The organism is Vibrio sp. SCSIO 43137 (genome assembly GCF_028201475.1).
Classification (GTDB): domain Bacteria; phylum Pseudomonadota; class Gammaproteobacteria; order Enterobacterales; family Vibrionaceae; genus Vibrio.
Window position 1 is genome coordinate 1,187,550 of sequence record NZ_CP116383.1, and the last position, 16,060, is coordinate 1,203,609.

General features: G+C 46.4%; 15 protein-coding genes and 1 pseudogene. 6 read left to right on the forward strand and 10 right to left on the reverse strand.

The features are described from left to right. The first annotated feature begins 317 nt into the window (after positions 1-317). A complete protein-coding gene (locus PK654_RS05640) occupies positions 318-2,222 on the forward strand; it encodes a methyl-accepting chemotaxis protein (RefSeq protein WP_271698229.1) in 1,905 nt (634 codons plus the stop codon). Positions 2,223-2,301: 79 nt separating this feature from the next. On the opposite strand, the gene PK654_RS05645 is transcribed toward PK654_RS05640, so the two are convergent. Together PK654_RS05645 and PK654_RS05650 are read right to left on the reverse strand one after the other, a co-directional pair. Continuing rightward, positions 2,302-2,673 (reverse strand): DUF4345 family protein, encoded by a 372-nt coding sequence (locus PK654_RS05645; protein ID WP_271698230.1) that lies wholly within the window; start codon positions 2,671-2,673, stop codon positions 2,302-2,304. 31 nt (positions 2,674-2,704) lie between these two features. Further along, positions 2,705-3,628: an SDR family NAD(P)-dependent oxidoreductase gene (locus PK654_RS05650; protein WP_271698231.1), complete on the reverse strand. Its 924-nt coding sequence runs from the start codon at positions 3,626-3,628 to the stop codon at positions 2,705-2,707. 115 nt (positions 3,629-3,743) lie between these two features. Here PK654_RS05650 and PK654_RS05655 point away from each other — a divergent pair, with 115 nt between their 5' ends. Beyond that, positions 3,744-4,676 carry a LysR family transcriptional regulator gene (locus PK654_RS05655; RefSeq protein WP_271698232.1) on the forward strand — a complete coding sequence of 311 codons (933 nt, stop codon included), beginning with the start codon at positions 3,744-3,746 and terminating at the stop codon, positions 4,674-4,676. Here PK654_RS05655 and PK654_RS05660 read toward each other — a convergent pair. Next, the gene (locus tag PK654_RS05660; protein WP_271698233.1) at positions 4,651-4,860 is read right to left on the reverse strand and encodes a hypothetical protein; all 210 of its coding nucleotides are present in this window, start codon (positions 4,858-4,860) and stop codon (positions 4,651-4,653) included. The genes PK654_RS05655 and PK654_RS05660 overlap by 26 nt on opposite strands. 143 nt (positions 4,861-5,003) lie before the next feature. Between PK654_RS05660 and PK654_RS05665 the strand changes: the two genes are divergently transcribed. Beyond that, a complete protein-coding gene (locus tag PK654_RS05665; protein ID WP_271698234.1) occupies positions 5,004-5,807 on the forward strand; it encodes a LysR family transcriptional regulator in 804 nt (267 codons plus the stop codon). A 9-nt stretch (positions 5,808-5,816) separates the two neighbouring features. Next, positions 5,817-6,374, forward strand: coding sequence for a nucleotidyltransferase family protein (locus PK654_RS05670; protein WP_271698235.1), 558 nt, complete (start codon positions 5,817-5,819; stop codon positions 6,372-6,374). Positions 6,375-6,427: 53 nt separating this feature from the next. Here PK654_RS05670 and PK654_RS05675 read toward each other — a convergent pair whose 3' ends face one another. From PK654_RS05675 to PK654_RS05690, 4 genes are all read right to left on the reverse strand, one after another. Beyond that, positions 6,428-9,517, reverse strand: coding sequence for an efflux RND transporter permease subunit (locus tag PK654_RS05675; protein ID WP_271698236.1), 3,090 nt, complete (start codon positions 9,515-9,517; stop codon positions 6,428-6,430). Further along, positions 9,514-10,656 carry an efflux RND transporter periplasmic adaptor subunit gene (locus PK654_RS05680; RefSeq protein WP_271698237.1) on the reverse strand — a complete coding sequence of 381 codons (1,143 nt, stop codon included), beginning with the start codon at positions 10,654-10,656 and terminating at the stop codon, positions 9,514-9,516. The genes PK654_RS05675 and PK654_RS05680 overlap by 4 nt, the downstream gene beginning before the upstream one ends. 225 nt (positions 10,657-10,881) lie before the next feature. Then, the gene (locus tag PK654_RS05685) at positions 10,882-11,184 is read right to left on the reverse strand and encodes a helix-turn-helix domain-containing protein (protein WP_271698238.1); all 303 of its coding nucleotides are present in this window, start codon (positions 11,182-11,184) and stop codon (positions 10,882-10,884) included. A gap of 125 nt (positions 11,185-11,309) precedes the next feature. Next, complete coding sequence (locus PK654_RS05690) at positions 11,310-12,200, reverse strand: LysR family transcriptional regulator (RefSeq protein WP_271698239.1); 891 nt, start codon at positions 12,198-12,200, stop codon at positions 11,310-11,312. Between the two features lie 117 nt (positions 12,201-12,317). Between PK654_RS05690 and PK654_RS05695 the strand changes: the two genes are divergently transcribed. Together PK654_RS05695 and PK654_RS23000 are read left to right on the forward strand one after the other, a co-directional pair. Then, a complete protein-coding gene (locus tag PK654_RS05695) occupies positions 12,318-13,172 on the forward strand; it encodes an SDR family oxidoreductase (protein WP_271698240.1) in 855 nt (284 codons plus the stop codon). Next, positions 13,172-13,282, forward strand: a pseudogene (locus PK654_RS23000) (nuclear transport factor 2 family protein); the annotation flags it as partial. The gene PK654_RS05695 and the pseudogene PK654_RS23000, both read left to right, overlap by 1 nt. 164 nt (positions 13,283-13,446) lie before the next feature. Here the strand turns inward: PK654_RS23000 and PK654_RS05700 are convergent. From PK654_RS05700 to dgt, 3 genes are read right to left on the reverse strand one after another with little or no spacing between them, the layout of a single operon-like run. Then, the gene (locus PK654_RS05700; protein WP_271698241.1) at positions 13,447-13,872 is read right to left on the reverse strand and encodes a hypothetical protein; all 426 of its coding nucleotides are present in this window, start codon (positions 13,870-13,872) and stop codon (positions 13,447-13,449) included. Further along, entirely contained in the window at positions 13,845-14,228 is a 384-nt protein-coding gene (locus PK654_RS05705) for a hypothetical protein (protein ID WP_271698242.1), read from the reverse strand. The genes PK654_RS05700 and PK654_RS05705 overlap by 28 nt, the downstream gene beginning before the upstream one ends. Before the next feature lie 51 nt (positions 14,229-14,279). Further along, positions 14,280-15,878, reverse strand: coding sequence for a dGTPase (dgt, locus tag PK654_RS05710; protein ID WP_271698243.1), 1,599 nt, complete (start codon positions 15,876-15,878; stop codon positions 14,280-14,282). Positions 15,879-16,060: the final 182 nt, after the last annotated feature.

Consider the following 16,060-nt stretch of genomic DNA (forward strand, 5'->3'; position numbering starts at 1 on the left):
CAAAATAGTTCAGGCCCGGCGTTTGGTTATCAGGCGCTGGCCTGACATTAAGTTGCTTAAATAATAAAAGGAGTTTCAAACTTTAAATTAATTTCAAGGAAGAGTGTTCTCAAAAAGCAATTACTCAGCGCTCTTTTAATTAGAATAAATTAGATAAAACGTGAAGCTTAAAATAGCATACTAAGTCATTGATTATATTAATAGCCAGGATGGCACTTTGTCAGGTTTGTTGGATGGGATTGTTGTTTATGCAACCTTTTTTAATTTTTATTTGTATCAACGTCAAAGTAACAGTTACTTAGACAGGATAATTGTATATGAAACATCTCGGATTAAAAAAAATACTAGTCTTATCAGTGGTATTACTGGTGAGTTTATCGGTGACTATTTCCAGCTTAATCTTGTATTCACAGGAAGAAAAAGCGTTAACTGATTCAATCATAAGCGAAAGTCAGGGGTTTGCTAAGGCTAAAGCTGCGATTGTAGAAACAATGATTAATGAAAAAGTAGGAGGCATCAATAAGCTGGCTGATCAGTTTCGTTTTAAACAACTAAAGGGAAATGAGGCTGACATTATTGAGCAAACTAAGTTCTTAGCGAATGCAATGAATCTGAATAGTGCAGTTTTGGCTTTTGAATCAGGTGATGCCTATTGGAATCAGAGTGCGGCAGACTGGCCGGACAATAAGTTCAATGGTGATGTTAAGCAGAGGAAATGGTATCAGGAAGGACGACGCGCTGAAGATGTAACTGTGACTGAGCCTTATATGGGATCAGGAAGCAGCTACTGGCTGACCATTATCGAAAAGATCAAAGGAGGGACAATTTCGGTAGATATGAAACTGGAGTTTCTTAATGATCTTGTCGCAGTAGCGGCTGATTTTCCCGGAGCGACTGCTGTAATACTCAATCAGGATACAACCGTATTGGCATCTTCACTGGGAGATCTTAAGGTTGGAAACACTGCGAACTCCTATGTTTGGTTTCGGGATATTGTTGCTGAAGTGGTGAACAACAAAAGTACAGTTATTGACTATCAGTACAACAGTGAAGAAAAAATTCTTTTCTCTTACCGCATAAATGCCGGAGATAAGAACTGGTATTTCGCCATAGGACTGGACAGAGCCGTGGCATTTGAAAAGCTGGAAGAATCGAAAAACAACGCAATAATGGTTGTTCTACTGTCGGCCATAGTGAGCGCATTAATTGCATTTGCCTTGATACATGTTTTATACAGACCGATTCTGGCTCTGAAAGAGACAATATCTGGTTTATCTCAGGGAGACGGTGATTTGACGCAAAGATTACAAGTTACATCTAATGACGAGCTTGGAGAGATTTCGCAGGGAGTAAACCTGTTTATCGAAAGCTTACAAAACATGATGATAGAGATACAGATAGCTTCGACAAAGTTACAGTCTAATGTAGGACTTATGCGAGAGCAGTCTGAGAGGAACAGTTCCATTCTTCAGGGGCATGTGTCTGAGACGGAGCAGATTGTTACTGCTATTGAAGAAATGAACGCCACAGCAAGTGCGATGGCAACAGATGCTGCAAATACTGCCAGCCTGACAAATCAGGCAAACGAGACAAGTTATGAGTCTCGTGTAACGGTAGAAAGATCACAACAAACAGTATCAACACTGATTTCAGACGTGGAAGAATCTTCAGATAACGTACAGAAGATGAATGATGAAACACAGAGTATAAATGCTATTTTGGCAGTTATAGGAGATATCGCTGAACAAACCAACCTGCTTGCCCTGAATGCAGCAATAGAAGCAGCGCGGGCAGGAGAGCAAGGGCGCGGATTTGCGGTTGTTGCCGATGAGGTGCGTAATCTGGCCAGCAGAACAAAAGACAGCACAGAAGAGGTCGAAGTTGCCCTGAACCGATTGGTAAAAGGTTCTCAGGCTGTTGTTGAATCGATGGAAAATACTAAACATCGTTGTAAAGAGACAGCGGAAGAGTCGGGCAACGTAGCGGATAGTTTAGGGACGATGACAAGCTATGTTGATGAGATAAATAACCTGAGTACCCAAATTGCAACAGCAGCTGAAGAGCAGAGTAGTGTTACTCAGGAGCTTAGCCGGAATATGTCAACAATTAACGAAATAGTCGGAGAGCTGGATAGTAATGGACATCAGGCCCTTGCCAGTGCAGAAGAGATTGCTGACATTAACAATCAACTGTCAGAGATAGTAGCCCGATTTAAGTTGTAAAATGACGGTGAGATAACAGCAAATAAAAAAGGGCTTTCCGGCAGTGTGGAAAGCCCTTTCGTTTTTAACTTTGGCTAACTTATGTTGCCTGATAATGAGCGGCTATCAGCACAGCAGCAATAACCAGCTCCAGCAATAGAGGCGGGATAACGGCTTTATCTGCCCCATCCAATACAAGGCCGACCACGCGGCCGATAGCGACGGCCAGCATCATAATGGCGACGGGAATGTAACCAAGAGTCTGGCTGGTGATCTGACTAAACATCAACATAGTGACCGCTGCCAGAAAAAAGCCGCCGATAACGGAGCGAACTGTGTTCATTCCAGCCTTGCCCACTGGCTCCAGTGCAAAATTAGCCAGCATCTTTTTTGGGGCAAACATGGACATAACACCCAACATGGTAAGCATAAAAGTGGTCAGTATGACCAGTATCTGTAGAGTAAACTGCATAGTTTTTTCCTTTTAATAACTGACTGAGTAATTATGAGAACTGCTCTATGGCAAAGCGGGCATTATCTTGCGCCTGTTTGTCGCCAAAAGCGGGTTCAATAAACACCTGATCGACTACCGGACCAGTTGGTGCGCCCTGACGGCTGGCGTAGAAGCTGCCGCTTTCGAATCTGGGATCAAACAGGCCGTCAACATAGCGTTTTGCGCCTTTCTCAACACTGTGCATCATGCCCAGAATCGGCATAAACAGGCCACCGATATACTTAAAGAACAACTTCTTAGCAAAGGGCAGATCATCCGCGCCGTTAGTGCCTGTTGTGCCGCCGGGGCTCATGGTGACGAAACGGATATGAGGATACTGGCGTGCCATGGATGACATCCAGAGGGTGGCGGTCAGTTTAATTGTGCCGTAGACGGTCATAAGGTCAGCGTTAGCGGCGAATCTGCTACCGTTAGCAACCGAGGTAAATTCATCTTTTGAGTAATTAACTAAATCTGGTTTAGCGACGCCCATTTTAGGAACGCCACGGGCAGTCTCTGAACCGGCGTAAAGCACTGTAGAAGTAATCATCTGACGCTTTAGCAGCTCATCAACAAAAATAGTGTGGCCTAGTACATTGGCGGCAAAAATAGTGGTTACGCCATCTTTGGTCAGTGAGTTGGGTGTTTTACCTCCGGAACCACCAGCGTTGAGAATCACTGCGTCTATCGGCGCATTAAGGTTTTTAACTGCGTTGCGTACCGACTGAGAATCAGACACATCAATGATCACAATCTCAAAAATGTCCTTACCTGTCCGGGCAACCAGCTTTGATTTGGCTGTTTCGGCTTTGGCAAGGTTGCGGCAACCTAAATAAATCTTCTTGATACCTTTCTGCTCAGCCAGTTGGCGTGCAGATTCAAAACCCAGTCCGGCGTTTGCACCGGTAATAAAAACAGTCTGAATAGAACTCATCTCTCTCTCCTAAGGTGTGACTGAACAAGTGAGATAAAATTAACATGGTTGAAAAATGTGTTGTATCCGGGTAAAAGTGAACATTGTGTTTCAAAAATGAACCAAGGTAAGCAGCATGTCGGGAAGTGAAAGCCACGCATTTAACTGGGATGATCTGAAATTTTTTCTAGCCGTAGTCCGCACTGGAACGTTGAGGGGCGGGGCAGAGAGTATTCATGTTAATCACACCACAATGACCCGCCGTCTATCTGTGATGGAAGAGCGTATCGGCAGCCGTCTGTTTGATCGTTCTAAACAGGGGCTGGTGCTAACTCAGCTCGGTGAAGAACTTCTGCCTTATGCTGAAAGGGTGGAAGAGGAGATGACCTCGGCATCACGTATGATTGTCGGCAGGGATGCAGAACCCAAAGGGACAGTTTACCTGTCAATGCCTCACGGACTGGCGATGACCTCAATAATGGATGATCTCACCGCCTTTTCACAACGCTACCCCGAGATCACCCTTAACCTGCAGTTTGGTAATGAGATTGCTGATCTGACCCGACGTGAAGCGGATGTTTCTATCCGTATAGCAGACAGTGTAAGTGGCGATATCGTCGGGCGAAGGCTGGTGCAGATGTCTCAGGCAGCCTATTGCACAAGAGAGTATGCGCAGAAGATACAAAATAATGGCGGAGAAGGGCTGCACTTTATCGGCTGGCATGAACCGGAAGGTGAAACCTCTTCAAAGTGGCTGCGCCAGAGTTACTATCCCAAAGCGCAGTTAAAACACAGAGTGTCTGAACTGGTACCTTTAATTACGCTTGCAGCCTCCGGATTGGGCATGGCCTATCTGGCCTGTAACCTTGGTGACCGGCATCCTGATCTGGTGCGGGCTCCGTTTCAGAAGCCTCTACCTTACCGCAGCATGTGGTTACTGCTGCACCGGGATTTGCGCCGTACTGCCCGGATACGCTGTCTGGTGGATTTCCTCGCCGAGCGGATTCAGTCAAGAGAGAACGAGTTCTGGGTGGCTGAAACCGTTAACTCGGCTCCGGCAGGTTCTTAACTCTTCTACTCCGCAAGCGGGTTGGAGAGCAAAGTACTTTTAAGGAGAAAGACTTCAGTCCTGCACAACATCCTGCAACAGCTTTAAGCTGAGCGTAAAAGCGGAAAATATCATCGGATCCAAACTCCTGATAAAACTGTTGCTCTTTGTCTGCTTGTCTTAATCGTTTTGATTCAGTTTTCATTTTGTTTCCCCGTCAATTGTGATGCAAGGGCGTATTGCCAGTCGAGGTTGTTGACACAGACAAGGATTACAGGTGAAGCTTGTTTCATCAATAAAATGAAATGGTAAGGCCTTTTCATAAATGAAATGACTGAGGTGAGTGAAGTGAGTGTCGACTGGAGTGATCTACAACTTTTTCTTAGTGTTGCAAGGGAAGGAGGATTATCAGCAGCGGCAAAATCCTGTAACCGGAGCCCTGCTACGCTGGGACGAAGGATGATTGCCCTTGAGCAGAGCTTAGGCAGGGAGTTGTTTAAACGGCATGATCGCGGTTATGAGTTGCTGGCTGAGGGAAAAACACTTCTTGACGGTTTAACCGCAATAGAATCGGATATCGCAAAGCTGGTTCAGCCTGCGACTGAGCAACAAAAACCGCTTGTTAAGATATCTGCAGGTACATGGACAACCCAGCGGCTGATTGAAAATGTGGATAAGCTTTCAGCGACGTTAAATGATGCCCGCTTGCGTTTTATTTCTACGGAGCAAACCTTAGATATTTCACACCGGGAAGTTGTCATCGGGATAAGAAATCAGCGGCCAGTTGAAGAGCATTTGGTCTGTCGCAGGCTTAAACGAGTGGAGTTTGCCCCTTATGCCGTTGATGCTTCAATACAGCACTGGATAAAAGTGCTGGCGGATGTTCCTTCCGGCAGATGGCTGGATGAACATATAGGAACTAATGCGATTTGTGAGGTTAGCGTGCCCCGCAATAGTCTGGATTTAGCCTTGGCCGGACAAGGTATTGCACTATTACCAACTTTTATCGGGGATGAACAACCTAAGCTGCAAAGGGTGGGGAAGGTAATTGAAACCCTAAGCCATGATCAATGGTTGGTTACTCATCATGAAGACAGGTATTTGCCTGAGGTTCGAAACTTAATTAGTCAGCTCGGACAGATTCTGGGATAACAGGGCATTATGGCAAAAGAAGATACTTATCAAACCACCATCATCCACTTAGTTTCGCAAGACAAACTGCGTAGTCAGGCGCTTGAAGTTGTTCGTCAGCTTAGTTTGCCGGACTGTTATATCGGCGCGGGTTTTGTGCGTAATCTGGTGTGGGATTATCTGCACTCGCGGCAGTCAGCAACCAATCTGAATGATGTAGATGTAGTTTATTTTGACCGGCAGGAGCAGAATCCACAGCAGTATCTGCTTTATGAACAGCAGCTTAAACAGTTAATGCCGCAGCTAAACTGGCAGGTGCGCAATCAGGCACTGATGCATGTGCGAAATGGCGATAAACCCTACAGCAGCACATTGGACGCCTTAAGCTACTGGCCGGAGAAAGAGACGGCGGTTGCTATAAGGTTGAGCGATGAAAAGCAGATTGAGTGTATTGCGGCATATGGTTTTGACAGTCTGTTTCAGGGGCATATCACTTATAACCCGAAACGCAGCAGAGAGGTTTTTCAGCAAAGGGTAGATACAAAGGGCTGGCTGGAGAAGTGGCCTAAGCTGGAGGTCAGGTATTAATTAAAAGGGGACGCTAACTGCGTCCCCTGATTTTATAGTTCAAAAGCCTTGCTTTATGCCTCTTCCAATACCAGTGACTCCTCTGCCGGAGCTGGTGCTTTTCGGGTAACAATGCCCAGCAGGATCGGAATCAACAGCAAGGTAACGGCGGTTGCGAACAGTTCACCAAACACCAGCGATACCGCAGCGGGTTTCAGGTACTGAGCCTGCTCTGCCGTTTCACTCAGCAGTGGCAGCAAACCACATACCGTAGTAATGGTGGTGAGGAATATCGCCCGTAAACGGCTGGTTCCGGCAGTCACCAGAGCCTGCTTTAGCGGCACTCCGCTGCGGTACTCAGAGTTAAAGCGGGTAATCAGTACCAGCGAGTCATTAATCACAATCCCTGTCATGGCCATCATACCGAACATAGAGAGCAGGCTGATAGGCAATCCCATCAGATAGTGGCCGAAAATAGCACCGGCAAAACCGAAAGGTATCACCGCCATAATAATAAACGGCTGCCAGTAAGACTTAAGCGGCACAGCAAGCAGGATATAGATGAGCAGAATGGTGAGAACCATAGCGGAACGGAACCCGCCGGATACTTCGCTAATCTCTTCAAACTCACCACCTGCTTTGATGCGTACACCGGGGTATTGCTGCTGCAAGGTCTCAATGCTTGTGTCTAGCTGCTCCATGGTTTGCTCAGGAGCCTGAATATCGCGGTTTTGCCGCCAGTAGAGGTTAACAACCTGTTCGCGGTTACGACGGTACAGGGTTTCCGGTACTTGCTCATGATGGAAGATCGCAATATCACCAAGTAGAACGCTCTTGCCTTCCGACAGTAATACCGTGCTCTGTTTTAGCTGAGCTAAGGTTTTCTTCTCTGAACGCGGGTATTTCAGCAGAACTTTGATCTCCTGCCCCTGCTCAAGCAGACGGTGGATCTCCCGCTCACCAAATGCCTCACCGGCAAGTTGTGCCAGCTTATCCTGCGTCAGACCTAACTGGCGGCCATACTCATTCAGAATCAGACGAATTTGCGGCTGGCCGCTTTTGCCATCGTCATAGACATCAGAAACCCCCGGTAGGGTCGTCAGCTTGTCTGCTAACTGACTGCTGACACGTTTGGCTAGATCCCTGTCCCGTGATGAAACAGAAATATAAGTTCCGCCTGCAGGGGCTTCAGCCGCATTAAACTGAACAGAGTAGGCTCCTTCAATCTCGCCCGACTGACTACGCCAGCTATCTGTCAGCAGGTTAGCAGGCAGGGTACTCAGTGCTTCGCTGGTCAGCTCCGCCGTTATCTCAATTTCGCCGTAACCGTCAGACCATGCCAACAGGTTGACGATAGGTGGTTCACTTAGCGGATACTCTTGCATCAGGCTCTTTTCAACCGCTGTCATAGCGTGTTCCACCTGATCAAGTGCCTTTTTCTGCAATGGCAGGGGAGCACCATCTTCCAGCTCGATTTTCGCAGTAACATAACGACCGGGAATTTCCGGGAACATGGCACTGCGGATTGTGCCGTTCGACCACATACCGTAAGCCAGAACAATGGCAGCGACAAAACCCAGCAGAGAAGCGAGTTTGTAATCCAGCACCTTTTCCAGAGTCGGTTTATAGATGTTCTGATTAAACCAGTCGAGGCCACCCTGAGCCGCAGACTGAATGCGGAATAAAATGCCTTTAGACGGCTTGCTTACTGATAGCTGAGCCAGATGCGACGGCAAAATAAACTTACTTTCAATCAGTGAGAACGCCAGAGCAAAGATAACCACCGCAGAGAAGCCAGCCAGTACTTTGGCAAAGTCGTTATTAATCCACAACATAGGCGAGAAGGCGGCGATAGTAGTCAGCACACCGAATACCGTTGCCACGGATACCGAGTGAACACCATGCCATGCGGCTTTGCGGCCGCTACTCTGTTTGCCACGCTGTTCATGAATGGCTTCGCCCACTACTACGGCGTCGTCCACCAGAATACCCAGCACCAGAATAAAGCCGAAAAGGGTAATGTCGTTAATGCTGTAGTTAGCCAACTTCATAGCCGCAAGAGTACCGGCGAGGGCAACAGGAATACCGACTGCCACCCAGAAGGCCAGTTTCACTTCCAGAAAAATACCCAGAAGAATCAATACGATCAACAGCCCCTGCCAGGCATTGTCACCCAGACGGAACAATTGCTCTTCAATGTAAGGCGCCATATCCGCCATGGTATCCAGCTCGATATCTGCCGGCAGCAGTTTGCTTTCTTCTTCCAGAGTCTGCTCGATGGCGTCACTCACTTTAAGCAGGTTATCGGTCTGGCTGGTGCTGACCAGCAGGGCAATGGCATTAATACCGTTATTACGCACAATAGCACCGCTATCTTCGTAGCTGCGGCTCAGTTTGGCAATATCGCCAAGATACACGGTTCCCGCAGGGCTTGAATCAATAACCAGATTTTTTAGTTTCTGGATATCATCGGCATAACCGTCACCACGGATAACCATACGGCCTTTATCACTGACCAGCTCACCAGTGCGTGATTCCAGTGACATGCTGCTGATTTTTCCGGCCAGATCCTCAAGGCTAAGCCCCAGTTTTTTAAGCTGTGCAGGGTCTGGTTCAATCAGTAACTGAGGGTCACGGCTGCCCCAGTTCGTTACCTTAGAGATACCGGGATTGTTTTTCAGAGCCTGCTCTACCTGCCTTGCAACGGGCTGAAGCTCTTCATCACTGCGCGGCCCGGAGACAATGACAAAAGCAGCAAGGTTAGTGAACTCATTGCGCACCACCTGAGGCTTTTCCGCCTGCTCGGGAAAGCCGTTGATGGCATTAACCCGGTTACGCACATCATCAAGCAGCTTATCCAGATCGGTATCGCTGGTCTTTCGCACGGTAATGCTGGACGAGCCGGCACTGGACTGGCTGGTTATCTTCTTAATGCCGGCAACACCGCTGAGAGACTCTTCGATTCGCTGAGTAATACTCTCGTCAATTTGCTTAGCCGTACCACCCGGATAAGCGACATTGATACTGATGGAAGAGGGTGCAATCTGCGGAAAAGACTTAACCCGCAACTGACCAAAGGACATCAGGCCGCTGGTAATAATAGCCAGCATCAGCAGATTGGCTCCGACCGGGTTATCAATAAACCACTTTGTCAGCCAGCTCATTGGTTAGCCTCCTTGTTAGCCATCAGCAATTTTGCCGGTTGCGGGGCAATCTGCTTACCTGGCAGCATAGAGAGCAACGGATAGACCACCACCTGACGCGATTTATCACTCTGTTTTTCAAATCGTACAAAAACCTGATTAGCTGACTGGCCGGTCAGGGTTACCCACTCTTTTTGTAGCTTGTCCTGACTATCAATAGTCCAGACATAGCCGTCGCGGGTCAGGGCGCTTAAAGGCAGAGTGACAATTTCCGGCTGTTGTCCAAGGCTGATGTTTACCTTCACCTGCTGATTCGGCAGCAGACGGTTATTACCCTGATAAGGCTGGCTGACAGAGAGCACCACTTCTCTCTGGCGGCTGGTGGAGTCGGCTTGAGGTGCAATGTAACGAACCTTTGCCGGCCATTGATTTCCGCTACGGTTGCCAACCTGAAGAGCTGGATCCATTAATGCAGATTTAACCTGCGGCCAGTTGGTTTCAGAAACAGGAAGTTTTACATCCAGAGAGTCACTGGCCGCCAGTTCAAAGGTAACCTGACCCGCTTCCAGCCATTCACCCGGGCTGACATTGCGCGACAGAATCACCGCATCAAACGGAGCTTCAATATTCGCTTCCTTCAACAGGGTTTCTGCACTGGTGAACGACTGCTTTGCCTGAGCAAGGGCGGCTTTTGCGGCTTCCACCTGAGGTTCACGACGGGCAAAAGGCGAGCTGTTGCTTGGTGATAACATTTTCAGGGCTACGGTCTGCTCATGCAGTGCCTGCTTCAGGTTGAGTTCAGCCTGCTTAACGCTGTTGTTTGCCTGAGCGAGATTAGATTCAAGGGCGCTGGTATTTAGCTTTGCCAGTGAAGAGCCTTTTGTTACCAGCACTCCCGGTTCAATGTCCGGATTCAGCCACGCAAGCTGGGCACTGCTGGATGCCTTAAGTTTTACCGGCCAGCGTGCTGCTGTGGTTGCCAGTAGCGTCAGGCTGGATTTATGGTTTTCGGGGGTTACTTTTAATACGGAAACCGGTGTTTTTACCTCTGGTTTCTCAATAGCTTCAACCGGTTCGGGCTGCAAAATATCCAACACAACGATTGCTGCGAAAATCGCTCCGCAGCCCGCCAGAATTGCGAGAATATTTTTTAACTTCATATATGGTTCCTTTGCCTTCGAATAAATGTGCCGTCAGGGGTTAGTGCGGCGATTTATATCATGGCGGAGGTTACCTTTAAGTTATCGGTAGGTAACCGGAGGGTTTATGGTGGAAGGCAGGTGCCTGATAAAAGGAGAGAATGGATTTTTGATCGACTATACAGGGACAAAAAACTTAATGATGTGTTAATGCAATCTATACGAGTAAAGCGTCTACCTTATCTGTCAGGCAATAGCGTCAATACCCTTTTTCTTAGCAAGAGAGAGGAGTTTGAGTGCAGCGCCTTTTGGCTGGCTTACATTCTGTTCCCATTTTTGCACCAGCTTTGTGCTTACATTCAGGTATTCCGCCAGAACGGCCTGACTAAGATTAAAACGGCTTCGCAGGGCTTTAACATCATTCGCATCAAATTCATTAACCGGAGTAAGGCACATTGCATCAAACTGGCGTAATGTCTGTTTATCCAGCTTCCCCTGCTTATGCAAACCTGTTGCTGTTTCATGAATGGTATTAAGGATATCACTCATAATCTTATTACTCGTTTATCTGAATTCTGCTGAGATTGTGAAAGGGCGGTTATTTATCGCCCTTTATGCTGAATGATAAAAGCAGAGTTTTGTAATGAAATATGTTCCCTGACTTGCTTACCCACCTACCTAACCTCACCCCCCTCCTGCTTTAGAAAGTTAATCAACGTCCGTATTCTCAGGGGCATATGGGCTTTGTTTTGATAAACGGCGTACATAGGAATGGTAGTGTTGTGTACATGGGGCAGGATCCTGACCAGCTTGCCGCTTGCCAGCTCATCCTTTACGGCAAAGTCGGGCATAATGCCAAACCCCATATGATTACAAAGAAACTCTTTTAGTGCGCTGGAGGTGCGGACCAGCACCTTAGGCTTTTTGCTTAGCTTAATGACATCACCCTGAGCCGATTTTAACGTCAGTACTTTGTCACCGTGTACTATCTGGTGTGTTACCCAGTCCAGTTTAAGCAGATCTTCTGCTGATTTAAGCTCATCAAAACGTTTCAGGTATTCAGGTGAAGCACAAAGAATATCAGTAAACTCGCTGGTTTTAGTGGCATACAGGCTGGAATCTTCAAGCATTGACGAAGCGCGGATAGCAATATCACAACGTGATTCAATCAAGTCGCTGTAACTGTCACTCTCAATAATATCCAACTGGATTTTCGGATACTGACTGAGAAACTGGCTAAAAAGGCGGATGTAAGCCGCATTGCCTATTGGCGTTGAAACCCGGATTAACCCGCTTGGTATGCTGGCGGACTTTTGCGCCTCGGTATTGGCCTGCATGGCCAAGTCCTGAATCATCTGGCACTTGTTGTAATAACTCTGCCCGGCTTCCGTCAGCGACAGCGACCGTGTGGTGCGCTGCAACAGGCGGGTATCTAAATTCTGCTCCAGCTTTGTGACTATCTGAGAAATCCTCGCCTTACCGACACCGAGTTGCTCCGCCGCTTTAGTAAAAGAATGAGTTTCCACCACCTTGGTAAAGACCATCATGTCATCAATCGAGATCATTATTTTCACATAGTTTAGCCAGAGTTAACGATGAGTTTATCTTGCAGGTAATTATTAATCAAACCGGAAACGATATAGTGGTCTCAACAAAACAGAGATGAACACGAGGAACAAAACATGATTGTAGTTACAGGCGCAACGGGTCAACTTGGCCGCTTAGTTATCAAACACTTAATCAATAAAGTAGATGCTTCAAACATCATTGCAGCGGTTCGCACACCTGCAAAAGCAAGTGACTTAGCGGATTTAGGCGTACAAGTTCGTGAAGCCGATTACTCAAAGCCGGAAACGCTGAACTCCGCATTTAAAGGTGCTGAAAAAGTGCTTCTGATTTCATCGAGTGAGATTGGGCAAAGGGCCGAGCAACACAAAAACGTTATTGATGCAGCAAAAGAGCAGGGCGTATCACTCGTGGCTTACACAAGCTTGCTGAATGCAGATACATCTCCGCTGGCGCTGGCTGAAGAACATATTGAAACTGAGAAACAGCTAAGCCAGAGCGGAGTGCCTTATGTGCTGCTACGCAACGGCTGGTATACAGAGAACTATCTGGCGAGTGTTCCTGCTTCTGTTGAACATGGTGCCTTTATTGGTAGTGCTGAAGCGGGAAAAATTAGCTCCGCTGCAAGAGAAGATTATGCTGAAGCAGCCGCGGCCGTGCTTACCGCACAAGCCCCACAGGCCGGAAAAGTGTATGAGTTAGCGGGAGATGAGTCTTACACGCTAACAGAGCTTGCAGCCTTAGTTAGTCAGGTGGCGGGCAAAGAGGTGCCTTATGTAAACCTGCCTGAAAACGAGTTTGAACAAGCTCTTATCGGCGCAGGGCTACCTGAACCACTGGTGGCATTGCTGGCAAACTCAGATGTTGGTGCATCAAAAGGCGGCCTGTTTGATGACAAAAAACAGCTAAGCACATTAATCGGCCACCCGACAAAAAGCCTGATTGCCATGCTCAAAGAGACAGTTCAGTAAACACAGCATTTTACGACCTGTTCCGCATTGAAAACGGCAAAATAGTAGAGCACTGGGATGTTATTCAGGAAATCCCTGAGAAAATGGCACATAGCAACGGTATGTTCTAAGTCTAAATATACGAAGAGCCTCAATTGAGGCTCTCTGGTTTTGGGGGAGGGTAATAAAGGTCGTTTGTCCTTTTTCTTTATTCCAAATAGTCTTCGGGTATTTGTTAGGTGCTAATGTGATATATGAACTGGTGAAATGAAAGATAGTAGTGTCGGGCTCAGTCTCAGCTAGAGGATTGACTCTGATGAACTTCCTGAGCTGCATTTGATATCTCTGTAGTTAACTCATCTAAAAACTTATCTAGATCTGAAAAGTCGATTTCATCTGGTTTAATCCTCTTCTCGGTTAAAACCTGTTTGCATTCCTTAAAGTCGTTACTGCCACAATGCTCAGCTAAAAGCAGTATATCTTGGTCTAAAGAATCAATTAATTCAGATATGTTATTTTCTTTTAGGTTATCTGAACTGTTATGTAGTATTTCTTTAAACCATTCTTCCTCTACTTGATTTTCTATTGCTTTTTTACAGTTTTGGCGATAACTATTTGTATGCGATACTAAGGCGTAAAGTTTCTCCTTGCCTCTAAGTTTATAGGCCAACACAGGTTTTACGGAGGCAAATTCTAATAGAGCTTCTTCAAATGGAGGCAATAATTTTTTTGTATATCTGTACTCATTGCATCGACAAGATTTTGAAAGTGAGTGTTGATTAAATCGTAGGCAAACTGCTTACTTTTGTAGAAACCATCTAAATCTCCAAGCTGACTAGCCCTTTTTTCTACGTGATCAAAATACGCATTGGTAGCATCCTCTGGATCATATAGAGAGTGTATTATCGAGTAACGTATTTCTAACAGTTGATAAAGTACTCTTTTCGCGCTTTTTTTCGTATCTAGTTGTGTTTTATATAAATACCCAAAGCTACTCAGTATTGCCGTTATCAGTATTCCGATTATACCAATTAAGGCTGCAATAATTTTTACATTGAACATATCTATGTTTTCCATAATCTCTCACTTTAGCGCTTAAACAAACAAGGTTTTAGAGCTTAAATCTACTCAATCAACCACCCGCAGTGCGCGGTACTCATCATAGGCGAACTGGTCTGTCATACCGCTGATGTAGTCCTGAATAAGGCGTACGCGGAAGTAGAACTCCCAGACATCATCATCAAAATCGTATGGCAGAAAAGCGATATCCGGTTTTGTGCCTTTCTCTTCTTGCAGTGTTTTCATTGCAATGTCATAGGCTTTGAGGTGCTTGTTAGGCAGTTTTTTGTGCAGCCTTCTTTCGTAGAGCGGGGCAGTTTTGATATCGGCAAAAGTGGCTCTGTCGAGTAGCAACAACGGCTTATAGGCTTCCAGTAACCCCGTAATAATGGTGTAACCCTGAAGCTCACTTTTTTCGACATCGGGATCGCAGAAGGCGTAGTTCATTGCTACATTCTTAAGGGTTTTCACAATTGCATGGTTTTCGCTTTGGTCTTCAATTAGAGCGCGGTTAAATGAGCCGTTAAAAACCTGTTCGATATTGTCTATGAACTGTTGGCAGGCATGCTGTGGTAAACGCTTATTGATCTCTACCCGTAAAGAAATAAAGAACTGACTGTCGGCACAGTTTTCAGCTTTTCGGGCGCTTGCTTCGGCGACAGCAACAATACTCTTCATGGCCGATTTATCATCAAGGTTGTATTCAGCCGCTACTTTTTGAAACTCTTCATCTAATACGCTACTTAGTTGTTCAACGGTTAGAATGCCTTTCTCAACAGCGTCTTCAATATCGGCGATACCGTAAGAGATATCATCAGCGGCTTCCATAATGTATGAGAAGGGAGAACGGCAGTGAGAGTCCATAGATAACACGGTTTTCAGCGATTCTACATAGCGGTGCTCACTCATGTAGTAGCCGACCTTTTTCATCAGGTAGTTGTAGTTTTCCAGTTCGGCTTTCTGTTCATCGTTTTGATGTTTAGGCGCAGGGGTATCTGCCCTGCGGGTATACTTAAAAATGCCCGACACCTGAGAGTAGGTAAGGTTAAGGGCAAGAAGAGTATGTACTAAGCGAATCGCCTGAGCGTTGCCTTCAAAGTTAGAGAGATCCTGACGCACTTCCGGAGGCAAATCTAATCTTGGTTTATCGTCTTCACCAAGCGCTAATGAGGTTAAGTTGCGCGAGAACCAATCGTTAATGGCCTGCTCACCAAAGTGGCCGAAAGGAGGGTTGCCGACATCATGCATCAGACAGGACATTTCTACGATGGATTCAAACTGGCGTTCAAGATCAGTTAGCTTGTATTGCTCGCGTTCTTCTTTACTCAGATTCTGAAAAACAAGCTGGGTGATATAGCGCCCGACCTGCTGTACCTCAAGAGAGTGGGTGAGCCTGCTGCGTACAGCGGCATTTCTTTCTAACGGGAATACCTGAGTTTTTTGTTGTAAGCGGCGAATGGCGGCAGAGTTAAGAATCCGCCCGCGATCACTTTCAAAACTGCCTTGCAATGCAACTTTATCAGGCTCATTAAGGGGGCGAGGACGTGAGAGCGCACCATTGTGAAAGACTCTGGTGCCTCTGATTTTCTGATTAAAATTAATACTCACTGCTAACTCTCCATCGGACAACACCAAAGCAATGTAAACCGGATATGCCTCAATATCCATATCAGCTTGCTGGCGTTGTGATGTAGGTGAGTGAATAGGCTTTTAATTCAGTGGGTTGTGGTTGAGATTACGTCATTGGTGTTAGAAGTAACTAAAGTTAATCCAGTGAATGTGATTTAAATAGATTGAGTCAAGTTCCGGTATCACGGATTGTCAGTGTGTATTGGTATCAGTTTTCAGCC

Bases quoted from the DNA above. Each gene is read 5' to 3' on its own strand.
- dgt (WP_271698243.1), bottom strand. From the start codon at position 15,878: ATGGATATTGAGGCATATCCGGTTTACATTGCTTTGGTGTTGTCCGAT.
- PK654_RS05695 (WP_271698240.1), top strand. From the start codon at position 12,318: ATGATTGTAGTTACAGGCGCAACGGGTCAACTTGGCCGCTTAGTTATC.
- PK654_RS05660 (WP_271698233.1), bottom strand. From the start codon at position 4,860: ATGAAAACTGAATCAAAACGATTAAGACAAGCAGACAAAGAGCAACAG.
- PK654_RS05680 (WP_271698237.1), bottom strand. From the start codon at position 10,656: ATGAAGTTAAAAAATATTCTCGCAATTCTGGCGGGCTGCGGAGCGATT.
- PK654_RS05645 (WP_271698230.1), bottom strand. From the start codon at position 2,673: ATGCAGTTTACTCTACAGATACTGGTCATACTGACCACTTTTATGCTT.
- PK654_RS05670 (WP_271698235.1), top strand. From the start codon at position 5,817: ATGGCAAAAGAAGATACTTATCAAACCACCATCATCCACTTAGTTTCG.
- PK654_RS05650 (WP_271698231.1), bottom strand. From the start codon at position 3,628: ATGAGTTCTATTCAGACTGTTTTTATTACCGGTGCAAACGCCGGACTG.
- PK654_RS05685 (WP_271698238.1), bottom strand. From the start codon at position 11,184: ATGAGTGATATCCTTAATACCATTCATGAAACAGCAACAGGTTTGCAT.
- PK654_RS05690 (WP_271698239.1), bottom strand. From the start codon at position 12,200: ATGATCTCGATTGATGACATGATGGTCTTTACCAAGGTGGTGGAAACT.
- PK654_RS05705 (WP_271698242.1), bottom strand. From the start codon at position 14,228: ATGGAAAACATAGATATGTTCAATGTAAAAATTATTGCAGCCTTAATT.
- PK654_RS05655 (WP_271698232.1), top strand. From the start codon at position 3,744: ATGTCGGGAAGTGAAAGCCACGCATTTAACTGGGATGATCTGAAATTT.
- PK654_RS05640 (WP_271698229.1), top strand. From the start codon at position 318: ATGAAACATCTCGGATTAAAAAAAATACTAGTCTTATCAGTGGTATTA.
- PK654_RS05675 (WP_271698236.1), bottom strand. From the start codon at position 9,517: ATGAGCTGGCTGACAAAGTGGTTTATTGATAACCCGGTCGGAGCCAAT.